Below are 22,999 nucleotides of genomic sequence, written 5' to 3'. Positions count from 1 at the left end.
GGCCCCCCGGCCCCCTCACCACCCCCCACAAAACCCCCCCCCCCCCCCCCACCACAAACCCCCCCCCCCCGGGGGGGGGGGGGGCCCCCCCCCCCCCCCCCCACCCCCGCCTTCGTACAGGACACGAGGCCATGCCTCACGAACCCCACCTCTCCATCACCATGACGACCACCGCGACGACCGCCCCCCGCAAGCGGGTTCACCTCGCCGCTCACTCCCCGGCGTCCACAACACCGCCGGCCGTCCGCACGTCCGCGAAGGAGTACGCGTGAACCGGTTCAGACCCCGTCGTCCCGTCCCTCCCGTCCTGGTGGCGCTGGGCTCGGCCGTCCTGCTGGCCGCCTCCGTCACCGTCCCGTCCGCCGCGGCCGCCGTGGTGGAGGAACAGCCGCGTTCGTCCGTCGCGCTCGACTGGTACGACACGACAGCGGCCACCATCGCGGCGGACGGCGCCCCTACGCAGATCACGAACAGCCGTACCTGGGCCGTCAGTTGGCTCGCGGCGGCCCGAGCCACCCGCGTGGTGCCGTCCGGCGTCGACCGGGGCGACTTCCAGGACGCGGCCCTGGCGTCCGCCGTGCACGACGCTCTGGTGACGCTGGTCCCCTCCCGTACTCGGGAACTGGACGCCGCTCTGCGCACGACGCTTCAGGGAGTTCCCGACGGAGCGGCCGAGTCGAAGGGCGTGGCGGCCGGAGCCCGCCAGGCGCGACTGGTGCTCGCCGCCCGCGAGGGTGACGGCCTCGACCCGGCCTCGGTCGACGCGCCGTTCACCGTCCCGCCGGCGGCTCCTGGAGTGTGGCAGCCGACCCCGCCCGCCTACGCCCCGGCCGCGCAGTTCGGCAACCGGCTCGCCCGGCCCTTCCTGCTGGACAGCCCCGACCAGTACCGGCTGCCCGCGCCGCCCGCCCCGGACTCCGCGCGTTACCGCGCCGATCTGGCCGAAGTCCGTGCGTACGGGGCCGTGGACAGCACCGTACGCACTCAGAGACAGACGGAGACCGCCACCTTCTGGCTCGGTTCCTCACTGACGCTGTACACCGGGCCACTGCGGGTGGCCCTCGCCCGGGCACCGCATTCCGGTGCCGGACGGGCCAGGCTGGTGGCCCTGTTCCACGTCGCCTCGGTGGACACGCAGATCGCCACCTCCGACAGCAAGTACGCCCATCTGCGGTGGCGCCCGGTCACGGCCGTCCGTACCGGTTCGGTCGACCCCGACCCCGCATGGACGCCGCTGCACACCACGCCGGCCCATCCCGACCACCCCAGCGGCCACAACACGTACTCGGGCGCCGCGGAAACGGTCCTGTCGGCGCTCGTCGGGCCGCGCACGGCGCCCTTCCGGCTGACCAGCCCCACCGCCCCCGGAGTGACCCGCACCTACACGTCCTGGAGCCGGCTGTCCCAGGAGAACGTGGACGCCCGCGTGTACTCCGGCATCCACACCCGCTCGGCCGACGAGGCCGGTCTCGTCCTCGGAGAGCGGGTGGCGACGCACGCCCTGCGCAACGCCGCGCGCCTGTTCGGCACGCTGTGAGCGGCATCGGCGCCAGGTGCGGCCGCCCACGGAGTGTCCCCGGCCGTCACCGGGCCCGGCGCCGTGGCGGTCGGCCGTGGCGAGCACCGCACTCGGCCCGAGCCCGGGCTCGGAGGGACCCACCGCCTTGCCGTCGAGCCTGCTCACGTCCACGCCCGGTGCGCCGGCGGCAGCCCTCGGCGCTCGGGCGGACGAATCCGCGCATGACCCCGGGGACGGAGGCGGCGGACGTGACGCACATGTTCCACGCCGTCCACCTCCGCTCCCGGCCCCACACGGACCTCCAGCGCGTGACCGGCGCGCTCTGTTGTTCCTGACCCGTTCCCTCACCGCCGTCGCCTCCTCCTGCGTGCGGGGCCGGTGTTCTCGTCACGGACTTCCAGGAAGGCACCCACTCGTGTCCTCACCACCTCCTTCTTCCCTGCACCTTGCCGTCGCCCTGGACGGTACCGGCTGGCATCCCGCCTCCTGGCGCGAGCCGGTGGCCCGCCCGCGCGACCTGTTCACCGCCGGATACTGGGCCGATCTGGTCACCGAGGCCGAACGCGGTCTGCTCGACTTCGTGACCTTCGAGGACGGCCTCGGACCGCAGTCCTCCCACTTCCTGGACCCGGACGAGCGCAGCGACCAGGTGCGCGGCCGCCTCGACGCCGTCCTCATCGCCTCCCGCGTCGCCCCGCTGACCCGGCACATAGGACTGGTCCCGACGGTGGTCTCCACCCACACGGAGCCGTTTCACATCTCCAAGGCCATCGCCACCCTCGACCACGTCAGCGCCGGCCGCGCAGGCCTGCGCGTGCAGATCACCGCCCGCCCGAACGAGGCCGCGCACTTCGGCCGCCGCACCGTCCCGCGCATCGAGGCCCACGACCACCCGGACACCCGGCAGTCGGTCGCCGACCTCTTCGACGAAGCCGCCGACCACGTGGAGGTGGTGCGCCGCCTCTGGGACAGCTGGGAGGACGACGCCGAGATCCGGGACACCGCCACCGGCCGCTTCATCGACCGCGACAAGCTGCACCACATCGACTTCGAGGGCCGGTTCTTCAGCGTCAGGGGCCCCTCCATCACCCCGCGCCCGCCGCAGGGCCAGCCGCCGGTCACCGCCCTCGCCCACCAGACCGTTCCGTACCGGCTCGTGGCCCGCCAGGCCGACATCGGCTACGTCACCCCGCACGACGCCGAGCAGGCCCGCGCGATCGTCGCCGAGATCCGCGCCGAGCAGGAGACGGCCGGGCGAGCGGGTGAACCCCTGCACGTCTTCGGTGACGTGGTGGTCTTCCTGGACGACGACCAGGCTGCCGCGGAGGACCGGCGCGCGCGCCTCGACGCCCTCGCAGGGGAGCCGTACACCAGCGACGCCCGGATCTTCGCCGGTACGCCTGACCGACTCGCCGATCTGCTGCAGGAGTTGCACGCCGCCGGGCTGACCGGCTTCCGGCTGCGCCCCGCCGTCGCGGGCCATGACCTCCCGGCGATCACCCGGGGGCTGGTCCCCGAACTGCAGCGCCGGGGCGCCTTCCGCCGCGCCTACGAGGCCGACACCCTGCGCGGCCTGCTGGGCCTGGCCCGCCCCACCAACCGCTACGCAGCCACCGCCTGAGCGGGAAGGAACCGCAGCCATGACCAAGCCGCTCAAGCAGATCCATCTGGCCGCCCACTTCCCCGGCGTCAACAACACCACCGTGTGGAGCGACCCGAGCGCCGGCAGCCACATCGAGTTCAGTTCCTTCGTGCACTTCGCGCGGACCGCCGAACGCGCCAAGTTCGACTTCCTGTTCCTCGCCGAAGGGCTCAGGCTTCGCGAACAGGGCGGGCAGATCTACGACCTGGACGTCGTCGGCCGCCCCGACACCTTCACCGTCCTGGCCGCACTCGCCGCCGTCACCGAGCACCTCGGCCTGACCGGCACCATCAACTCCACCTTCAACGAGCCCTACGAGGTCGCCCGCCAGTTCGCCAGCCTCGACCACCTCTCCGGCGGGCGCTCCGCCTGGAACGTCGTCACCTCCTGGGACGCCTTCACCGGCGAGAACTTCCGCCGCGGTGGCTTCCTGCCGCAGGAGGAGCGCTACTCCCGCGCGAAGGAGTTCCTGGCCGCGGCGAACGAACTCTTCGACTCCTGGCACGGCGACGAGATCCTCGCCGACCAGGAGACCGGCATCTTCCTGCGGGACGCCAAGGCCGGCGCCTTCGTCCACACCGGACAGCACTTCGACATCCACGGGCGGTTCAACGTGCCACGCTCCCCGCAGGGCCGCCCGGTGATCTTCCAGGCCGGCGACTCCGAGGAGGGCCGCGAGTTCGCCGCCGCCGAAGCCGACGCGATCTTCAGCCGACACGCCACCCTCGAAGCCGGCCAGGCCTTCTACACCGACGTCAAGAACCGCCTCGCCGGGTACGGCCGCCGCCACGACCACCTGCTGATCCTGCCCGCCGCCACCTTCGCCCTCGCCGACACCGACGCCGAGGCGGAGGAGCTCGCCAAGGAGGTGCGCCGCCGGCAGGTCAGCGGCGCCACCGCCCTCAAACACCTGGAGTTCGTCTGGAACCGGGACCTGTCCTCCTACGACCCGGACGGGCCGCTCCCCGACATCGACCCCGATGTCGGCGACAACCACATCTCCAAGGGCCGTGCCCAGGTCCGCATGTACCGCGACCCGCTGGCCACCGCCCGCGAGTGGCGCGAACTCGCCGCCGCGAACAACTGGTCCATCCGCGATCTGGTCATCGAGACGGGGAACCGGCAGAACTTCATCGGTTCGGCCGAGACGATCGCCCGCACCATCAACGAGTTCGTGCAGGCCGACGCGAGTGACGGCTTCATCCTCGTTCCGCACATCACCCCGACCGGCCTCGACGAGTTCGCCGACAAGGTCGTCCCGCTCCTGCAGGAACAAGGCGTGTTCCGCACGGAGTACGAGGGCCCGACCCTGCGCGACCACCTCGGCCTGCCCCTCCCCCACTCTCGGCTTCGCCCGAGCGGGGGGACCCCCATCGACGACATCCGCGGCGAACGGGCGGCGTCGTGAAGTTCCTCGCCATCACCCTGATCGTGCACCGGCCGGATCCGATCACCGGGGTGCACAAGCCGACCCATGACCGCTTCCGCGAGGTCCTCGACAACGCCCTGCTCGCCGAGGAACTCGGCTTCGACGGCTTCGGCGTGGGGGAGCGGCACGAGCGGCCCTTCATCTCCTCCTCGCCGGCCGTCGTCCTCAGTCACATCGCGGCACTGACCCGGCGCATCAGGCTGTTCACCGCCGTGACCACGCTCAGCCTCCTGGACCCGGTGCGCGCCTACGAGGACTACGCCACCCTCGACCATCTCTCCGGCGGACGACTGGAGCTGATCATCGGCAAGGGCAACGGCGCCGCCCAGCGCGAGCTGTTCGACGTCACTCCCGAGGACCAGTGGGACCGCAACGCCGAGAGCTACGAGGTGTTCCGTCGGATCTGGCGGCAGGACAAGGTGACCGCGGCGACCCGCTTCCGCCCGCCGCTGAAGGACGCCGAGGTGTGGCCGAGGCCCTACCAGCGGCCCGTCCGGGTCTGGCACGGCAGCGCCACCAGCAAGGAGTCGGTGGAGCTGGCCGCCCGCTACGGCGACCCGCTGTTCTCGGCGAACGTCACCCACCCCATCGAGCCGTACAGCGAGTTGATCAGGTACTACCGCGAGCGCTGGGAGTTCCACGGCCACGACCCGGCGAAGATCGCGGTCGGCGCCGGCACGGCCGGGCTCCTCGTGACCCGCACCTCCCAGGAAGCGCTCAAGGTCTACCGGCCGCTCTTCGAGTCGACGCTGGCGTTCCAGAGGCGGTTCGGCCCGCCGGTGGTCTTCGAGACCGTGGAGGACTTCGTCGAGCGCAGCTCCGCCCTGATCGGCAGCCCGCAGCAGATCATCGACAAGGTGCACCGCTACCACGAGCGGTTCGGACACACGGTGCTCCATCTGCACGCGGACGCGAACGGGTTGACGGATGCCCAGCACCGCGCCTCGCTCCAGCTCTTCCAGTCCGATGTCGCCCCGGTACTGCGCCGCGACATCCCGGACCCGCCCTTCGTCTGGGGACCGGTCCCGCCCGTCACCGAGGAGGAGCCCGCCCGTGCCTGACGTCCCTCTCGGCGTCCTCGACCCGGTGCCCGCACCGTCCGGCTCGACGGCCGCCGACGCCCTGCGCAACTCCATCGGCCGGGCACAGCAGACCGAGCACTTCGGATACGCCCGGTACCGGTTCGCCGAGCACCACCTCGCCCCGGGCGTCGCGGACACGTCACCCGCGGTCGTCCTCGCGCCGACCGCCTCCGCCACCTCCACGATCCGGCTCGGCTCCGGCGCCGTACGGCTCGGCCACCGCACCGCGCCGAGCACGGTCGAGGAGTTCGGCCTGATCGACGCCCTGCAACCCGGCCGCTTCGACCTCGGCCCGGGCCGCGCGGGCGGCCGCCCGCCGGGACAACCGACCGCAACCCACCCGGCACTCCCGAAAGGTCCTCGCATGGCCACCGTCCTGTCCGTCTCCGGAAGCCCTTCCGCCACCTCCCGCACCGCCCGGCTGCTGCGCCACCTGGACGACCGGCTCAGGGCCCAGGGGCACGAGGTGATCCCGTTCGACGTCCGTACGCTCCCGCCCGAGGCCCTGCTGCACGCCGACTTCGCCCACCCGGCGATCGTCGAGGCCACCGCCCTGTTCGAGCAGGCGGACGGGATCGTGATCGGCACCCCCGTCTACAAGGCCGCCTACTCCGGTCTGCTGAAGTCCCTGCTGGACCTCCTCCCGCAGTACGCACTCGCGGGCAAGACCGTCCTCCCGCTGGCCACCGGCGGCACCACCGCCCACGTCCTGGCCATCGACTACGCCCTGCGCCCCGTGCTGAACTCCATGGGCCCCGCCCACATCACGCCCGGCTGGTTCACGCTCGACAAGGACATCACCGTGGCCGACGACGGCACCCTGACCGTCGCGCCGGGCCCCGCCGAGGCCCTGGCCCAGGTCACCGACCAGTTCTCGCTCGCCCTCGGTGGCCGCCCGACCCTGCTGGCGGCCACCGGATGAGCGCCGCGACGGTGCTCGCCGACGACGCCGAGGCCCTCGCCGTCGCCGCCGAACTGGCCGCCGACTTCCGCAAGGACGCCGCCGAGCGGGATGCCCGCCGCCGGCTCCCGCACGCCGAGCTGGCGCGGCTGTCCGCGTCCGGACTGCTCGGGGTGACGGTGCCGGCCGAGTTCGGCGGTGCGGACGTCCGTACGGACACACTCGCGGAGATCTTCCGGCTGCTGGCCTCCGCCGACGCCAGCATCGCCCAGATCCCGCAGAGCCACTTCGTGTATGTCAATGTGCTCCGCCGGCAGGGGACACGGGCGCAGAAGGAGTTCTTCTTCGGCGAGGTGCTGGCCGGGAAGCGGTTCGGCAACGCCCAGTCCGAGGCGGGTACCAGCCATGTGCAGGACATCCGTACGCGGCTCGCGCGGCGCCCCGACGGGTCGTACGTCCTCGACGGTGTCAAGCACTACTCCACCGGCGCCCTGTTCGCCGACTGGATCCCCGTCCTCGCCCGCGCCGACGACGACAGCCTGCACGTGGCGTACGTACCGCGCGGCGCGCCCGGCCTGACGGTCGTGGACGACTGGGAGGGCATGGGGCAGCGTACCACCGCCAGCGGAACCGTCCGCCTGGAGTCGGTGCCCGTGCCCGCCGACCGGGTGGTGCCGCACCACCTCACCTTCCGGGGACCCCAACTGCACGGCGCCGTCGCCCAGTTGCTGCACGCCGCCATCGATGCCGGGCTCGCGGCCGGGGCACTGGCCGAGGCCGTGGAATTCGTCCGCACCAAGAGCCGCCCTTGGTTCGAGAGCGTCGCCGAGGGGCACGGGACCGCTGCCGAGGACCCGCTGCTGATCCAGCGGTTCGGTGAACTGGCGATCCGGGTACGAGCCGCAGACGCGTTGCTCGCCTCGGCGGCGAGGTCCGTGGACGCCGCTCGTGCCGGCCTGACCGACGGCTCGGCCGCCGAGGCGTCGATCGCGGTGGCTGTCGCCAAGGTGACGGCGGCGGAGGCGGCCCTGGAGGTCGGCAGCGCCCTCTTCGAGGTGTCCGGCACACGGTCGGCGCTCGACTCCCTGGGCCTGCACCGCCATTGGCGTGATGCCCGCACCCACACCCTGCACGACCCGGCCCGCTGGAAGGTCCAGCACATCGGCCGCTATGTGCTGAACGGCACCCGGCCACCGCGGCACGGCCTGCTGTAACGCTCGATCCCGATCGGAGACCCCACGTGTCCCTCACCTTTCACTGGTTCCTGCCCACCAACGGCGACAGCCGCCACGTCGTCGGCGGCGGCCACGGCACCCCCGCCACGCGGTCCGGCCGTGACCGGCCGCCGACGGTCGCCTACCTGAGCCAGATCGCCCGCGCCGCCGAGGACCTCGGCTTCGTCGGCGCGCTCACTCCCACCGGCGCCTGGTGCGAGGACGCCTGGCTGACCACCGCCATGGTCAGCCAGAACACCGAGCGCCTGAAGTTCCTCGTCGCCTTCCGCCCGGGCTTCGTCTCGCCGACGCTCGCCGCGCAGATGGCCTCCACCTTCCAGCGGCAGACCGGCGGACGGCTCCTCCTCAACGTCGTCACGGGCGGCGAAGGCCACGAGCAACGCGCCTACGGCGACTTCCTCGACAAGGACGACCGTTACCGCCGTACCGGAGAATTCCTGCAGATCGTCCGGGAGTTGTGGCAGGGCAGGACCGTCGACCTGGTCGGCGAGCACCTCCAGGTCGAGGACGCGAAGCTGGCCCGGGTACCCGACCCGGTCCCCGAGGTGTACTTCGGCGGCTCCTCGCCGATCGCTGGGGAGATCGCCGCCCGGCATGCCGACGTCTACCTCACCTGGGGCGAACCGCCGGCCGCCGTCGCCGAGAAGGTCGCCTGGATCCGGGCGCTGGCAGAGAAGGAGGGCCGCGGCGTCCGCTTCGGCATCCGTCTGCACGTCATCACCCGGGACACGAGCGAGCAGGCGTGGGCGGAGGCCCGGCGGCTGCTGGCTGGCTTCGACACGGAGACCGTACGGGCCGTCCAGGCCGGGCTCGCCCGCAGCGAGTCCGAGGGGCAGCAGCGGATGCTCGCCCTGCACGGCGGCAGCAGCGACGACCTGGAGATCCACCCGAACCTCTGGGCCGGCATCGGGCTGGTACGAGGCGGCGCGGGCACGGCGCTGGTCGGCAGCCACACCGAAGTGGCCGAGCGGATCGCCGAGTATCACCGGCTGGGCATCGACGAGTTCGTGCTCTCCGGGTACCCGCACCTGGAGGAGGCGTACTGGTTCGGCGAGGGCGTCCTGCCGAAACTCGCGGCACAGGGCTTGTGGACCCACCCCTTCCGCACGGTGGCGGATGTGGGGCCCACCGCCCAGGTTCCCTTCGCCGGCGCCGGGAGCCCACGACGCCCCACGTGATCGCCGACGGCTCCGGGGCGGTGACCGGGCCCCGGGACGTCACCGGCACGGCGGCGCCGTCACCGGGCCCGGGCCGCCCGGCCTCCCCGAAGTTACCCGTGCGTTCCGCACGCCGGAGTGATGACAGTGGTGACTGTGCGAGGCGGTACGCCGCGTGACAGCGTCATGCCCGTCACCGATCGGTGGGAAGGAGCCGGCGTGAACAAGGGCTATGCCGTGTACTGCGACGCGGACCCGTACTTCTACGACGCTCCGCACCGCACCGTCTCCCCGGCCGGCAGCGGGCGCTCCCGGTACGCCGCGGCCTCGTGGCCCGTCCCGCCGGGGTGGCAGAGCAACGAGAGCGGGGACTGGCTCGCCCTGCGTCCGGTCGACGCCGAACTGCCCGACCAGGGGTGGAAGATCCACGTCTCCGCCTGTCTCGACAACGCCGAGTCCGTGCTCGAGCGCGTGTGGCGGCACTGCGTCGCCGGCGGTACGGCCTTCAAGTTCGTCCCCAGTCGCTACCTGCTGCACCAGCGCAACGCCAAGTACGCGGACCGGGCGGGCAGCGGCAAGTTCATCACCGTGTACCCGGCGGACGAGGCGCTGTTCGAACGGCTCGCGGGCGAGCTGTCGGATTTGCTGGCGGGCGAACCCGGACCGTACATCCTGAGCGACCTGCGGCTCGGCGAAGGACCCGTGCACGTCCGGTACGGCGGTTTCACCCGGCGCGACTGCCACGACGCGCAGGGCGAGCTGCGGCCGGCCGTGACAGGGCCCGACGGCGTGCTGGTGCCCGACCTGCGCGGCCCCGTCTTCCGCGTGCCGGACTGGGTGGATCCGCCGGCCTTCCTGCGCCCGCACCTGGCGGCCCGGGACGCGCTGACCGTGGGCGGCCTGCCCTACGCCGTCGAGTCGGCGCTGCACTTCTCCAACGGCGGCGGTGTCTACCTCGCCCGCGACTCCCGTACCGGGGAGCGGGTCGTCCTCAAGGAGGCCCGTCCGCACGCCGGTCTGGCGGCCGACGGCGCGGACGCCGTGACCCGGCTGCACCGCGAGCGCCGGGCGCTGGAGCGGCTGTCCGGCCTCGACTGCACACCCGAGGTGCTCGACCACCTGACGGTCGGGGAGCACCACTTCCTGGTGCTGGAGTACGTCGACGGCAAGCCGCTCAACACGTTCTTCGCCCGCCGCCACCCGCTCATCGAGGCCGACCCCGGTGAGGAGCGGCTGGCCGAGTACACGGCCTGGGCCCTCGACGTCCACGCGCGGGTGGAACGCGCCGTCGAGGACGTCCACGCCCGGGGTGTGGTCTTCAACGACCTGCACCTGTTCAACATCATGATCCGCGAGGACGGCGGCGTCGTCCTGCTGGACTTCGAGGCGGCGCACCAGGTCGGCGAGGCCGGCCGGCAGACCGTCGCCAACCCGGGGTTCGTGGCGCCGTCCGACCGGCGGGGTGTCGCGGTGGACCGGTACGCGCTGGCCTGTCTGCGGCTCGCGTTGTTCCTCCCGCTCACCAGCCTGCTGGCGTTGGACCGGCGCAAGGCGGCCCATCTCGCCGATGTGGTGGCCGGTCAGTTCCCGGTGGACCGGGCCTTCCTGGACGCGGCGGTCGACGAGATCACCGGCGGCTCCACCGCACCCGCCGGCGCCCCGGCGGCGCGCCGGACGGACGGGCCGGTGGTGCCGGTCCGGCCGGACGACTGGCCCCGCAGCCGGGACTCGATGGCCGCCGCCATCCGCGCGTCGGCGACACCGTCCCGCACCGACCGCCTCTTCCCCGGCGACATCGCGCAGTTCGCCACCGCCGGTGGTGGACTGGCCTTCGGCCACGGCGCGGCGGGAGTGCTGTACGCCCTGGCCGGGAGCGGGGCGGGAAGGGACGAGGACGGTGAGGAGTGGCTGCTGGAGCGGACCAAGCAGCCGCCGTCGGGCATGCCGCCCGGCTTCCACGACGGGCTCGCCGGCCTCGCCTGGACGCTGGAGTACCTCGGCCACCGCGACCGCGCCCTCGACCTCGCCGAACTCCTCCTCGACCAGCCCTTCGACCACCTGGCCCCGGACCTGCACAGCGGTACCGCCGGACTGGGCCTGGCACTGGACTCGCTGGCCGCGGCCACCGGGGAGACCGCCCTGCACGCGGCGGCCCGGCGCTGCGCCGAGCTGACCGCCCGGGGCGGGCCGGCCGGGGACGGGAGCACCGGCCGGGGCCGTGCGGGACTGCTGTACGGAGCCGCGGGACGCGCCCTGCTCTTCCTGCGGCTGTACGAACGCGACCGGGACCCCGCCCTGCTCGACCTCGCGCGGGACGCGCTGCGCCGGGACCTCGCCCGCTGCGTCCGCGGCGCGGGCGGCGCCCTGCAGGTGGACGAGGGCTGGCGCACCATGCCCTACCTGGGCGCGGGCAGCGTGGGCATCGGCATGGTGCTCGACGACTACCTGGCGCACCGGGAGGACGAGGAGTTCGCGCGGGCGAGAGGCGAGATCGTGGCCGCGGCGCAGGCCATGTTCTACGCCCAGCCGGGCCTGTACCGGGGCGTGGCCGGGATGGTGCTGTACCTCGGCCGCACGACGGCCGAGGTGCCCGGCACCGGTCCGGAGGCCGTCCGGCGCCAGCTCGACGCGCTGTCCTGGCACGCCATGTCCTACCGCGACCGGCTCGCCTTCCCCGGTGAGCAGATGATGCGCCTGTCCATGGACCTGTCCACCGGCACGGCGGGATGCCTGCTGGCCGTCGCCTCCGTCCACGGCGTCCCGTCCGCCGGGCTGCCGTTCCTTCCGCCACCGCGCCCGCGGGGCGGCCCCCATGACTCGGCCCCTCCCGGGGTCGTGATGCAAGAGAATCCGTTGTCCTACGAAGGGAAGATGTCATGAACCTGCTCGACCTGCAGTCGATGGAGACCCCCAAGGAAGAGGCCATGGGCGACGTCGAGACCGGCAGCCGCGCGAGCCTGCTGCTCTGCGGCGACAGCAGCCTGAGCGTCACCACCTGTAACTGACGCGGAGGTCGACCGCCGCGGCGACGCGGTGCGTCACGTCGCTCGGTTCCGGCGCCCCGGGTTCTCCCCGGGGCGCCGGTGCCCGCTTCGGCGGACACCGGCCCCCCGGCACGCCGGGGCGGCCGGTGTCCGGTCACGGTGGACGGACGGAAGGAGGCCGGCTGGTGCCGACGACCGGGTTCCGGGCGCGGCGGACGGGCAGGGCGCGGGACGGAACCGACGGCGCGACGCCGGGGCGCACGCCCGAAGCGCTGGTTCTGCTGTGCTCGGTGGGAGCGGCCGCGACGACGGTGGCCCAGCCCTTCGCCCTCGGCCGCACACTGGATCTGCTCCTGCGCGACGGCACCGGCGGAGCCGACGGCGCCGCGGGACGCTGGCTGGCGCTGAGCGCCGCGCTGCTCGTCGGCGAACTGCTGCTCGACAGCCTCACCTCCCTGTTCACCGGCCGCTGCAACGCCGTGTGGACGGCGTCCGTCCGCTCCCGCGCCTTCGACGGTCTGCTGCGCGCCGTACCGGACCACGCGCGGCCCTTCACCCCGGGGGACGTCGGGACCCGTCTGACCCTCAACGCCGCCGACGCGGGCGGCGCCCCGGCGGCCCGGGCGGCGCTGGCGGCCTCGATGGTCACGCCGGTGGGCGCGCTCGCGGCGCTGGCCGTCGTCGACGTGTGGGTGGCGGCCTGCGTACTGGCCGGGCTGCCCGCCCTGGCGCTGGTGCTGCGGACCTTCGCCCGCGACACCGGTGCCTCGGTGGCCGCCTACCAGAACGCGCAGTCACAGCTCGCCTCCCGGCTGCTGGAGGCCCTGGAGGGCGCGGCGACGATCGCCGCCGCGGGGACCGGAGCCCGTGAACGGGCGCGCGTGCTCGAACCGTTGACGCACCTCGACGCCCTGGGCCGGCGCATGTGGACGCTGCACGGACGGGCCCTGGGCCGGAGCGGTGTCCTGGTGCCCCTGCTCACCCTGGCCGCCACGGCCGTCGGCGGCCTGCGCCTCGCGTCGGGCGCCCTGAGCGTGGGCGAACTGCTCGCCGTGTGCCGGTACGCGCAGCTGACGGCCGGAGTCGGTGGTGCCGCGGCGCTGCTGGGCGCGGTGGTGCGGGGCCGCGAGGCGCGGAACCGGGCCCTGGCACTGGCGGGCCTGCCCGCGCTGGAACACGGGACGCGACGTCTTCCCCCGGCCGGGCCGGGCGATCTCGAACTGCGCGGTGTGCGGGTGGTGCGCGACGGCAGGCAGGTCCTGCGCGCCGACGATGTGCGGGTGCCGGGCGGCGCCACCGCCGCGGTGGTCGGCCGCAGCGGAGCGGGCAAGTCCGTCCTGGCCGCCGTGGCGGGGCGGCTGATCGACCCCGACGAGGGGCATGTGCTGCTGGACGGCGTCCGCCTCGACCGGCTGACCCGGGAGGCGCTGCGCACCGAGGTCGCCTACGCCTTCGAGCGCCCGGCGCCGGCCGAGGGCACGGTCGCCGAGGCGGTCGCCGCCGGTCCCCGGCGGGTGTCGCCCGGGCAGGTCAGGGAAGCCTGCCGGGCCGCGGGCGCCGACGGTTTCGTCCGCCGGCTGCCGAGCGGTTACGACACCCCGCTGTCCGCGGCACCGCTCTCGGGCGGCGAGTACCAGCGCCTCGGGCTCGCCCGGGCGTTCGCGCACGCCGGACGGCTGCTGATCATGGACGACGCGACGTCCAGTCTGGACACCGCCACGGAGCACGAGGTGGACCGGGCGCTGCGCCACTCGGTGCGGCCCGGAAGCAGGCTGGTGATCGCGCACCGCCCGTCGGTGGCGGCCCGGGCGGATCTGGTGATCTGGCTGGAGGACGGGGGAGTGCGGGCCGTCGCGCCCCATCGCGAACTGTGGGACGTGGCCGGCTACCGGGCGGTCTTCGGCGCCGGGGACACCGGGACCGCGGCACCGTCGGCGAGCACCACGCGCCGGCCCCGGCCCGAGGAGGCGCGGCCGTGACGCGCGCCGCGGACGCGGGAGCGCGGGGCACGGGCGACGGGTCCGGGGCGCTGCGCCGCGTCGCGCCGCCCGCCCGCCGTTTCCTCGCCCGCCGCACCGGGGTGCTGGCGCGGCTCGCGCTCTGGTCGCTGGCCGAGACCGGGCAGGCGTTCCTCGTGGGCTACGGCGTCGCCCGCGCCGTCGACCGGGGGTTTCTCGCCGGTGACGCGCCCCGGGGGCTGCTGTGGCTCGCGATCGCGCTGGCCGCCGTACTGTTCGGTGCCCCGGTGATCCGGGGCGTGTTCGCCCAGCTGGCCGGATTGACGGAGCCGCTGCGCGACGGCCTGGTGCGGCGTGCGGTCGACCGGTCCTTCGCCCGGGCCCTCCCGGGCGGGGCCGGCGGGACGGACCGGGCGGCCGTCTCCCGGCTGACGAATCAGGTCGAGATCGCCCGGGACAGCTTCGCCGGTCTCGTCCTGACGCTGCGTTCCTTCGTCTTCACCGCCGCCGGAGCGCTGCTGGGGCTGCTGTCGCTGCACCCCGCCCTCCTCGTGGTGGTGCTGCCGCCGCTGACGGCCGGCCTGGCGCTGTTCCTGGCGACGCTGCGGCCCATGGCGGCGGCTCAGCGACGCGCTCTGGCGGCCGACGAGGCGCTGGGTGACCACGCGGCCCGGTCACGGGCGGCGCTGCGGGACCTGACGGCCTGCGGAACCGCGCCCGGGGCGGCGCGGCGCGGCGCGGAGCTGGTCGACGGGGCCGCCGCGGCGGCCCGTGTCCTGGCCGGCTGGGCGGCGGTGCGCACGGCGGCGCTCGGTGTCGCGGGTCAGCTGCCCGTCCTCGCGCTGCTGCTGGCGGTGCCGTGGCTGCGCGGACGAGGAGTGACGGCGGGCGCACTGCTGGGCGCCTTCACCTATCTCGTCCAGTCGCTGCTGCCCGCCCTGCACACGCTGATGACCGCGCTCGGTGCGGCGGGGGCCCGGCTGCTGGTCGTCCTCGACCGGATCATCGGCCCGGAGCCGGAGCCGGAGCCGGAGCCGGAGCCGGAGCCGGAGCCGGAGCCGGCGGGGGCGGGAGCACCGACGGTCGGGCACCACGCGCGGCCGAAGCCCGCGCACCCGGCCGCGTGCCGTCCGGCCGCCGGCCCCACGGACGCCGGCGCCCGGCCGCCGGCTCACGGGGGACGTCCGGCGCCCGGCGGACCGGCCGCGGCGGTGGAGCTGCGGTCCGTGACCCTGTCCTACGGCGCCCGCGCGGAACCGGTCCTCGACTCGCTCGACCTGCGCGTCGCCCCGGGCGAGCACCTCGCGGTCGTCGGACCGAGCGGCATCGGCAAGTCGACGCTCACCCGCCTGGTCGCGGGGACACTCGCGCCGAGCGGCGGCGAGGTACGGGTGGCCGGCCGGGAGGTGGCCGGGCGCGACCCCGCCGAACTCGCCGCGCTGCGCGTGCTGGTGCCCCAGGAGGCGTACGTCTTCTCCGGGACCGTGGGCGACAACCTCGCGTATCTGCGTCCGGACGCGGAGCGCGCGGACCTCGACGCCGCCGTCGGGGCCCTCGGCCTGCGGCCGCTGGTCGAGCGCCTGGGCGGGCTCGACGCACCGGTGCGGCCCGCCGGACTGTCCCCGGGCGAACGGCAGCTCGTCGCGCTCGCCCGCGCCTACCTGTCCCCCGCGTCCCTGCTGCTGCTCGACGAGGCCACCTGCCACCTCGACCCGGCGTCCGAGGCACGCGCGGAGGAGGCCCTCGCGCGGCGCCGGGGAACGCTGCTGGTGGTGGCGCACCGCCTGTCGTCGGCCGTCCGCGCCGACCGGGTGCTGGTGCTGGACGGCACGGAGGCGGTGTGCGGCACGCACGAGGAGGTGCTGGAGCGCTCACCGCTCTACCGTGACCTGACGGGCCACTGGAACGGCGGTCCGGCCCGGGAGCCCTGACCGCGGCCGGCCGCCCCGGGCGGGGCACGGGGGCACCGCACGGTCCGTCACGTCCATCCGGCGCTCTGGAGGATGCGTATCGCGTCGACCCGGTTGCGGGCGCCCACCTTCCGGATCGCCGTGGCCATGTAGTTGCGGACGGTGCCCCGGGACAGGTGCAGCCGGGCCGCGATCTCGGCCATCGGCGCCCCCTGGGAGGCGAGGGACAGCACGCTCAGCTCGCGGGTGGTCAGCGGCATCTCCGCGCCCTCCAGCAGGGCGACCGTGAGCGTCTGGTCGAGGAAACGTTTCCCCTCGGCGACCGTGTGCACCGCCGTGATCAGCCGGTGCGCCGGAGCGTTCTTGTCGACCAGCCCGAGAGCACCGCCGTCGAACGCCCGACGGAGGATCCCCGGCCGCTTGGCGGTCGTCAGGACGACGAGCCGGTCCCCGCACCGCGCGCGGAAGGGCGCGTCGTGCGCCTGCCCCGGCCCCCGCAGGCAGTCACCGTCCACGACCCACACATCCGTCGGCGACATGTCGCGATCCGGCGGTCCGGCGCCGGGTGACATGGACGAGACCTCCAGCGCGGCATCGGACCTGAGCAGTTGCACCAATGCCGACCGCAGTAATTCCTCGTCGTGCACCACGACAGTACGAACCATCTCCCCCACCCCTTGTCAGCGGCTGCGCCTGCGGCAGCCGACCATGCCCCTCCCGCACCACGGGCCGTGTGCCCTGATCCACCCGGAACAACACGACGCGTACGCACGTGCGAACCGCACCGGACGTAATCCGCCGTTCCCCGTGCCCCTCGGGGAGGGGAACGGGTGTGCCCGCCCGGCCGAAAACAATGGAGCCACACGCCCTCCGGCGGGCGGTGCCCGCCCCAGCGGAACGCGGCAGCCGGCCGCCGCACCCACGTCGGTGATCCCGTTGCCCTGGTTACGGCGGCACATCGCCGGCCGGAGCGGCCGTACCACGCCGGGCGAGGGGGACCGGGTGGCGAGTTCGCCCGTCCGGGGTTCGGCCGGAAACAGTCATCGTCCAATCTGGCGTGAATTCCACCGCCCGTCCGGACGGGCCGCGCTGCCCTAGATCCCCGTCAACTCGGCTTGTGGTGGGCGCCGGTGGACTGTCGGTGGGTGCCTCTAGTCTTTCGACCGTCGTCACAGCGAGGCACGCCGATCAGGCCGTCGCCGGACGAGCTGTGCCGAATTCCGAGTGTGGGAGAGGCGAGTAACCCATGGGCTGGCTGGCAGCGGGCGACACGTACGAAGTCGCTCTGGTGGAGGGCAGGGTGGTGGCGCGGTCCGCATCGGGACCGTCCCCGGCGGAGCAGGCGAGAACTCTGCCGGAAGAGATACGGGACCGCCCCGAGGTACGGGAACTCCAGCGGTTCGCCGAGTGGCTGGAGCGGCACGCGGCCGAGTGCGCCGCGCAGGTCGACACCTGGATGGTGTCCTCGCTGCCGGTGCCGGCCGGTCTGCTGGCCCGGCTCTGGCCCGACGAGGCGTGGCGGTCCGCGCTGCGCGACATCGTCGTCGTCGGTGACGGCCCCGACGAGACCGGCTTCCTGCGCGACGCGGACGACTCGGGGGAGCTGCGGGTGGTCACCCTCGACGGCGAGACCGTCCGCCTGACGCCCCGCACGGTGACCATGCCCCACCCCGTCCTCCTCCCGGACCTGGAGGAACTCCGCACGTTCGCCACCGAGTTGGGCGTGACGCAGGGCGTCGAGCAGATCCACCGCGCCATCTGGCACAAGCCCGCCGGCCTCGACGGATCCGCCCACTCGGTCCGCGAGTTCGCCGGCGCCGAATACCGCTCGTGGTTCCACCTCTCCTCCCGCATCACCTCCCTCGGCTACAAGGTCTCCGGCAGCAGCGCCGTCGACCGGATCCTGGACGGCGGGCGCGTCGTCACCGCCTCGGTCGGCATGAGCGACCCCTACACCGAGGAGAAGGCCTGGACCGGCAGCCTCGGCTGGAGCGACGAGGACGGCTACCGCAGCCTGCCGCTGACCGAAGTCGGCCCCGTCGCCTGGTCCGAGGGCATGCGCATGGCCGCGGCCCTGCACGCCGGCCGCACCGTGACCGAGGACGGCGCCGCGTGAACGACACCACGGCAGCACACACCCGGGAAAGGCACACCCTCATGAACGACCCGACGACCCGCGGCGGCGCGCCGGCGGACCCGGAGGAACTGCTGCGCGCCGGCGCGGTGCTGCCGCCGGGCACCAGCGGGGCGGGCGACCGGGCCGTGCCCGTGTACACCCAGGCCTACCGCCATCCGGGCCTGGACGGCAGGATCGTCGTACGCCTCACCACCGAGGAGCGGACCGAAGGCCCGCGCACCGGTTTCCTCGGCCTCGAACCCGAGGGCGAGCCGGTGGAGGTCGGTCTCGGCCGGCCCCGGGCCCTGGGCTTCCCCGACTGGGTGCTGGTCCACCACCCCTCGGACGGCCACCTCGCCATGTCCCTGGTCGAAGAGATGAACAAGGTGGCACGGAAGGCGAGATCGAGCCCGAAGCGGGCCCGCGCCGCCTACGAGTCGATCGGCGAACGGCTCGCCGGCTCCGTACCGCACTTCCTGCCGACCTTCTACGAACAGGCGGGCCGGGTGTTCCTGGCCGCCGACGAGACGGCGTACGCGTCCCAGATGTTCGTCAACGCGCGCAAGGCCGAGACGGCCCACGCGCTGCCGTTCGACGAGGCGCGCATGGATGCCGTGTTCCTGGAGTTCGCCCTCGCCGACGCCATGCCGACGAAGGTCCTCTCCAGCTACGCCAAGGGCCTGACCTCCCGGGTCCCGGCCGCGACGGCGTTCCGGCACCTGCGCGGACTGTTCGTCCGGCTCGCGGCGCACGGACTGGCTCCGTCGAGCCCGGGCGCGGCCGAACTGCGCAAACTGGCGAAGGCGGTCGCGGGCGGGAACGCGCGGGCGGAGGAGATCGCCTACCTGCGCGAGATGCTCGCGCTGCCCGGCACCCTCAAGGCACCGCCCGCCTGGTGGAAGGCGCACCGGCAGGCCCTGCTGGAACTGACCCGGCGGGAGCCCGCCGTCCGCGGCACCCTGCTGGGCCTCATGCCCGAGGAGTGGGAGGGCGAGGACCTGTCCCAGTGGCTGGACCTGCTGGAGAAGTCCGGCGCCACCGCCGGACTGTGCGATCCCGCGCTGCCCGCCGAGGTACGGTCCCCCGACGGCACGGCCGGGTGGACCCGCAGGTTCTTCTCCCTGTGCGGGGTCGGCCACCGGCGTCTCGCCCCGCCGGAGCTCGCTCCGCTCGTCGACCGCATGGCCGACGCGCTGCGTGCCGAACTGCACGCCGCCGGCGGCACGTTGCCGCCCCCGGTCGGCGACGTGAACCTCCTCGACCAGCTCCTGTCGCTGCGCGTACCGGTGGCGGACCCGCAGGACGGCCAGAGGCTGGGCCTGACCGACTGGGCCGCCCGCGACAACCGGCGCGATCTCCTCGCGCTGGAGGCCGACACCCGCTTCCGCCCCGCGTTCCGGGGCGGTTGCCCCGAGGACGACAGGGACAACCACAAGGAGACCCTCCTCACCCTGGCGAAGTCCCCCGGCGGGCGGCCCATGCTCGCCGAATGGGTGGGCGAGGTCAGCCGGAGGTACCTCACCGCCGAACTGCCCGCGTTCTCCGGCTACTCCGGCGTGCTGCGCACCCTGGACCGGCTGCCCGGAGAAGTGCTGGCGGTCGCCGAGGAGACGGTACGGGACGCGCTGAGCACCGGAACCGCCCCCGCGCTCGCCCGCACGCTGCGCGCCGGCGTCCTCGACGAACTGGGCTGGCCCGCCTGGGACGAGGCACTCCCGCCCTGCGAACCGGGGCAGCGCGCCGCGGGGGTCCGGGTCGTCGACGCCTGGCCGTACCTCGTCGTCATGGCCGGCACACAGGTCCGGGTGATCGGCGCGGAAGGCACGGTGCTCACCCACGAGTTGCGGCTCCCGCCGGACATGAAGGAGCGGCTGTGGCGTGTCAGCTGCCAGTACGTGGACGGCGAACTGCTCGTCTGGTGGGACTCGTACTCCACCGGCACCGAGGGCTACTGGAGCCACACCCCGGACCCGTCGCCGGTGCCCGTCGGGGGCTATCTGAACAGCGACAGCGAGGCGGGCGGACGCGACGCGGACCGGCTCCTCGTCTCCCTCCCGCTGCCCGGGGGCGGACGGACCACCGGCCACGGCGTGCTGCGTCGCGGGGGCACGGTGGTCTGGGCGAGACGGCAGGTGATCGGCGACGGGACGTCGTACTGGGTGTGGGCCACCCGGGGGGCCGAGGACAGGCAGTGCACCTGGCGCGCGTACGACCCGGCCGGCGACACCGTGGGCGAGCCCGGCGCGCCGGAGTGGTTCGGCGGGGGACCGGGCACCGGCTCCGAGGACCACCTCCTGCAGAACTCCTGGCTGCGGCCGGCCCCCACCGCCGTACCGGGCCCGGTGTGCGCCCCCGTGGACGGGCTCCTCGGCTGGCGCCTGACGAGGCTGCCGGACGGTCGGCTGCGGGGCGAGGACCTCGCCGGACACTCGGTCGTCGTACCGGACGACGGCAAGGACACGTTCCCCCGGCACGCGCTGCGATTCCCCGGCACCGGACAGACGCTGGCCGTGGTCCGGCACTGGAACGGCGTCCGGCTGCTCGACCCGGACGGCACGGTGCTCGCCGAGGTCCCGGAGAACCGGACGTACGGACACTTCAGCGCGGGCACCGCGCTGCTGCCGCCCCTGAGCCACTGGCACCTGCTCCGGCCCCGCGACCCGCGGGGCTCCGCGGCGCTCCGCCGGATCGACGAGGACACCGCGCGGGCGCTGCTGACCGGAGCCGTGGCGGAGCGGCCACGGAACGCCGGGAACCCGGACGAGCCGGTCGGGGACGACCAGGACCTGGTGCCCGGACTGGTCCGGAAGCTGCTGCCGGAGGTCGGTCACGAGGCGCTGCGGGCGGGCATCACCGGCATCGTGCGGTACGCCGCCGAACAGCAGCGCGTCCTGGACGCGGCGCTGGCCCGGCTCGACTCCGCGATCACCGGGGAGGTGCCGCGGGAGCCACGGCTCAAGGTGGGCGACGAAGTGCTCGGGGCGGCGCTGAACGGCGTCGGACTCACCATCGGCTGGCGCCGCCGGTTCTACGACTTCCACCACCACCTCTACGATCTGCCGGCCCTGCTGGGCCGCTCCCTGCGGGGCCTGGCCGAACCGGCTCCCACGGGCCGGACCCACCTCGACATGGCCAGGCAGCAATCCCTGGAGTGCCTGCACATCCCGGCGCTGCCCGTGCTGCCCGCGATCCTGGCGCTACGGGCCGGCTCGCAGGCCGTCGTCGAGGAGCACCGGAAGGCGCTGGACGCCTACCTCGAGGAGTTCGACGCGCAGGGGCTCACGGACCTGGACCCCGGGCACTGGCGGGGAGTCCGGCTGCGGCTGGACCAGAGCCTGTTCGAGGGACCCGACGCCATCCAGGGGTACCGGGACGGGACCGTGCTCGACCTCGGCGACGGCGCGTTCCTGGTCTTCCCCGAGCACACGTTCCGCTTCCTCCAGGAGCGGGACCCCGGCGGCGGGTCCACCGGCCGGCACTACGGAGCGCTCTTCCACGACCCGTCCGGCCGGTTCGAGACACCCGCGCCGTACACCCTGATCGCCGCCGAACCACTGGTGCCGGAGCCGGCACGGCCGCCCGGCTGGGCCGCGGCGTTCCGCGCCGAGCTCGCCGAACGCGGACCGGCGCCCTGGTTCCCGGCGGCCGCCGAGGAGTTCGCGCGGCTCACCGGCGTCACCCCGACCATGGCCCGGCTGGTGGTCGCCGGCCTGCCCATGATCGACGACGAGCGCGTGGCGGTGCCCTCGGCGACGCTGAGGACGATCGGTGTGAAGTCGGCCGACGCGCGCGTGGCCAAGGACGAGCTGAGGAACCTCGACGCGGACGCCCGGCAGGCCGTCGTCGCGGCGCTGCTGCCCGCCGATCCGTCCCGGCTGTGGACGGACGGCCCCGACGCCGCCCGCGCGGCCGAGGTGTGGAACGAGCGGTTCGGCCGGCGCGCGCCCCTCCCCGAGGAGCTGCTCCACGACGCGGTCCGCGGCGTGGTCTCCCCGGGCTGGGCACCGGCCGCGGCCCTGCGCGGCTTCCTCGACGTGACCGCCGAGCCCCGGCTGTCCCAGGACCTCACCTGGAGGATCGGCGCCTACCGCCCGGAGAGCACCGAGCAGACGCCCGGCTTCGACGGCGCGGTCCTGAAGGGCTCGGTGGCCCTGGCCGCATGGCTCGCCCACCGCCTCCCGGCCGGCGACCCGATCCGCGCCACCCTGCCCGGCGTCCTCACCGCGCTGCGCGAACGGCTGGCCCACCCCGGCCTGCTGATCACCGTCGACCGGCGGATCGACTGGGAGGAGTTCCGGCGCGCCGCCGGAGAACCCACCGAGACCGGCGACGACTTCGTGCGCCACGGCGCGGTCGTGCTGGGCACCGGAGGGTCCGAAACCGTCCCCGCCATCCGTCCCGCGCTGCTGGACGCGACCGGCAACGACCCGCATCTGACGGCCCTGTTCACCGGCGAGCGTCCCAACGCCCAGGAGACGGCGCTGCGCCTGGTCCACGACCGGCGGTTCGCCGAACTGCTCGCCGACCCCGGCAACCCGGTGGCGGGCGAACGCGACGCGGACGGGACGTGGTGGCCGCAGGACCCCGCCCGGTCCGTACCCGACCTCGTCACGGAGGTCGCCGAGCGGTACGGCATCGGCGAGGACGCCGCCGTCCTCCACCTGATGCTGCTCGCCCTGCCGGACCCCACCGACCGCAACACCGCCCGCTGGACCGGCTGGGGCAGGCAGCGCGGCGGAACGGCCAGGCTGCGGGCCGCCCGCGCCGAACTCGCCGCCACCGACCTCGTCATCGAGGGCAACCGCTCCAAGGCCGGACGCTCCCTGTTCCTGCCCGGCGGCTGGACCCGGCTCACCAACCCGCACCTCCCGCTGGAGCGGTGGAAGCTGCCGATGTACGACCTGCCGGACGGTGAAGGGCCCGTCCTGGGCGTCGTGGTGCCCCTGGGGCCCGTCGCCGCGCTCTACCGCGAGGCCTGGCGGCGGGTCCAGGACGGGGACGGGCCCCAGTTGGAGGAACTGGAGGTGCCGCGACCGCGGAAGCGCCGCCGCTGAGTTCCGCCACGA

The 22,999-nt window shown here is 74.2% G+C and carries 15 protein-coding genes and 1 pseudogene; 15 read left to right on the top strand and 1 reads right to left on the bottom strand.

Annotated features, from left to right (window positions below):
- Positions 1-131 precede the first annotated feature (131 nt).
- From ACF1DX_RS33600 to ACF1DX_RS33540, 13 genes and pseudogenes are all read left to right on the top strand, one after another.
- A complete protein-coding gene (locus ACF1DX_RS33600) occupies positions 132-272 on the top strand; it encodes a hypothetical protein (RefSeq protein ID WP_391794943.1) in 141 nt (46 codons plus the stop codon).
- Positions 269-1,537: a vanadium-dependent haloperoxidase gene (locus ACF1DX_RS33595; protein ID WP_391794942.1), complete on the top strand. Its 1,269-nt coding sequence runs from the start codon at positions 269-271 to the stop codon at positions 1,535-1,537. Before ACF1DX_RS33600 ends, ACF1DX_RS33595 begins: the two co-directional genes overlap by 4 nt.
- A 397-nt stretch (positions 1,538-1,934) precedes the next feature.
- On the top strand, positions 1,935-3,140 hold the full coding sequence (locus ACF1DX_RS33590; protein WP_391794941.1) for an LLM class flavin-dependent oxidoreductase: 1,206 nt from the start codon (positions 1,935-1,937) through the stop codon (positions 3,138-3,140).
- A 19-nt stretch (positions 3,141-3,159) separates the two neighbouring features.
- Entirely contained in the window at positions 3,160-4,569 is a 1,410-nt protein-coding gene (locus ACF1DX_RS33585; protein ID WP_391794940.1) for an NtaA/DmoA family FMN-dependent monooxygenase, read from the top strand.
- Positions 4,566-5,651, top strand: a complete 1,086-nt coding sequence (locus ACF1DX_RS33580) for an LLM class flavin-dependent oxidoreductase (RefSeq protein WP_391794939.1) — start codon at positions 4,566-4,568, stop codon at positions 5,649-5,651. Before ACF1DX_RS33585 ends, ACF1DX_RS33580 begins: the two co-directional genes overlap by 4 nt.
- A pseudogene (locus tag ACF1DX_RS33575) lies at positions 5,557-5,922 on the top strand (LLM class flavin-dependent oxidoreductase); the annotation flags it as partial. The gene ACF1DX_RS33580 and the pseudogene ACF1DX_RS33575, both read left to right, overlap by 95 nt.
- A gap of 114 nt (positions 5,923-6,036) precedes the next feature.
- On the top strand, positions 6,037-6,594 hold the full coding sequence (gene ssuE / locus ACF1DX_RS33570; RefSeq protein WP_391795019.1) for an NADPH-dependent FMN reductase: 558 nt from the start codon (positions 6,037-6,039) through the stop codon (positions 6,592-6,594).
- Complete coding sequence (locus ACF1DX_RS33565) at positions 6,591-7,787, top strand: SfnB family sulfur acquisition oxidoreductase (protein WP_391794938.1); 1,197 nt, start codon at positions 6,591-6,593, stop codon at positions 7,785-7,787. Before ssuE ends, ACF1DX_RS33565 begins: the two co-directional genes overlap by 4 nt.
- Before the next feature lie 26 nt (positions 7,788-7,813).
- On the top strand, positions 7,814-8,986 hold the full coding sequence (locus ACF1DX_RS33560) for an LLM class flavin-dependent oxidoreductase (protein WP_391794937.1): 1,173 nt from the start codon (positions 7,814-7,816) through the stop codon (positions 8,984-8,986).
- Between the two features lie 198 nt (positions 8,987-9,184).
- The gene (lanKC, locus tag ACF1DX_RS33555) at positions 9,185-11,845 is read left to right on the top strand and encodes a class III lanthionine synthetase LanKC (RefSeq protein WP_391794936.1); all 2,661 of its coding nucleotides are present in this window, start codon (positions 9,185-9,187) and stop codon (positions 11,843-11,845) included.
- On the top strand, positions 11,842-11,970 hold the full coding sequence (locus ACF1DX_RS33550; protein WP_030855946.1) for a SapB/AmfS family lanthipeptide: 129 nt from the start codon (positions 11,842-11,844) through the stop codon (positions 11,968-11,970). The genes lanKC and ACF1DX_RS33550 overlap by 4 nt, the downstream gene beginning before the upstream one ends.
- Before the next feature lie 164 nt (positions 11,971-12,134).
- Positions 12,135-13,928: an ATP-binding cassette domain-containing protein gene (locus ACF1DX_RS33545; protein WP_391794935.1), complete on the top strand. Its 1,794-nt coding sequence runs from the start codon at positions 12,135-12,137 to the stop codon at positions 13,926-13,928.
- Positions 13,925-15,838 (top strand): ATP-binding cassette domain-containing protein, encoded by a 1,914-nt coding sequence (locus ACF1DX_RS33540; RefSeq protein WP_391794934.1) that lies wholly within the window; start codon positions 13,925-13,927, stop codon positions 15,836-15,838. The genes ACF1DX_RS33545 and ACF1DX_RS33540 overlap by 4 nt, the downstream gene beginning before the upstream one ends.
- Before the next feature lie 47 nt (positions 15,839-15,885).
- Here the strand turns inward: ACF1DX_RS33540 and ACF1DX_RS33535 are convergent, their stop codons facing one another.
- On the bottom strand, positions 15,886-16,482 hold the full coding sequence (locus tag ACF1DX_RS33535; RefSeq protein ID WP_391794933.1) for a LuxR C-terminal-related transcriptional regulator: 597 nt from the start codon (positions 16,480-16,482) through the stop codon (positions 15,886-15,888).
- Between the two features lie 581 nt (positions 16,483-17,063).
- On the opposite strand from ACF1DX_RS33535, the gene ACF1DX_RS33530 reads away from it, so the two are divergent.
- A complete protein-coding gene (locus ACF1DX_RS33530; protein WP_391794932.1) occupies positions 17,064-17,933 on the top strand; it encodes a DUF4132 domain-containing protein in 870 nt (289 codons plus the stop codon).
- Between the two features lie 41 nt (positions 17,934-17,974).
- Positions 17,975-22,987 (top strand): DNA-binding protein, encoded by a 5,013-nt coding sequence (locus ACF1DX_RS33525; RefSeq protein ID WP_391794931.1) that lies wholly within the window; start codon positions 17,975-17,977, stop codon positions 22,985-22,987.
- The last annotated feature ends 12 nt before the right edge of the window (positions 22,988-22,999 follow it).

The sequence above is a fragment of the Streptomyces sp. NPDC014676 genome, from assembly GCF_043084105.1.
In the GTDB taxonomy this organism is placed as follows: domain Bacteria; phylum Actinomycetota; class Actinomycetes; order Streptomycetales; family Streptomycetaceae; genus Streptomyces.
Note: the sequence above shows the minus strand (reverse complement) of the source record. Positions and strands in the feature narration are given on the sequence as shown.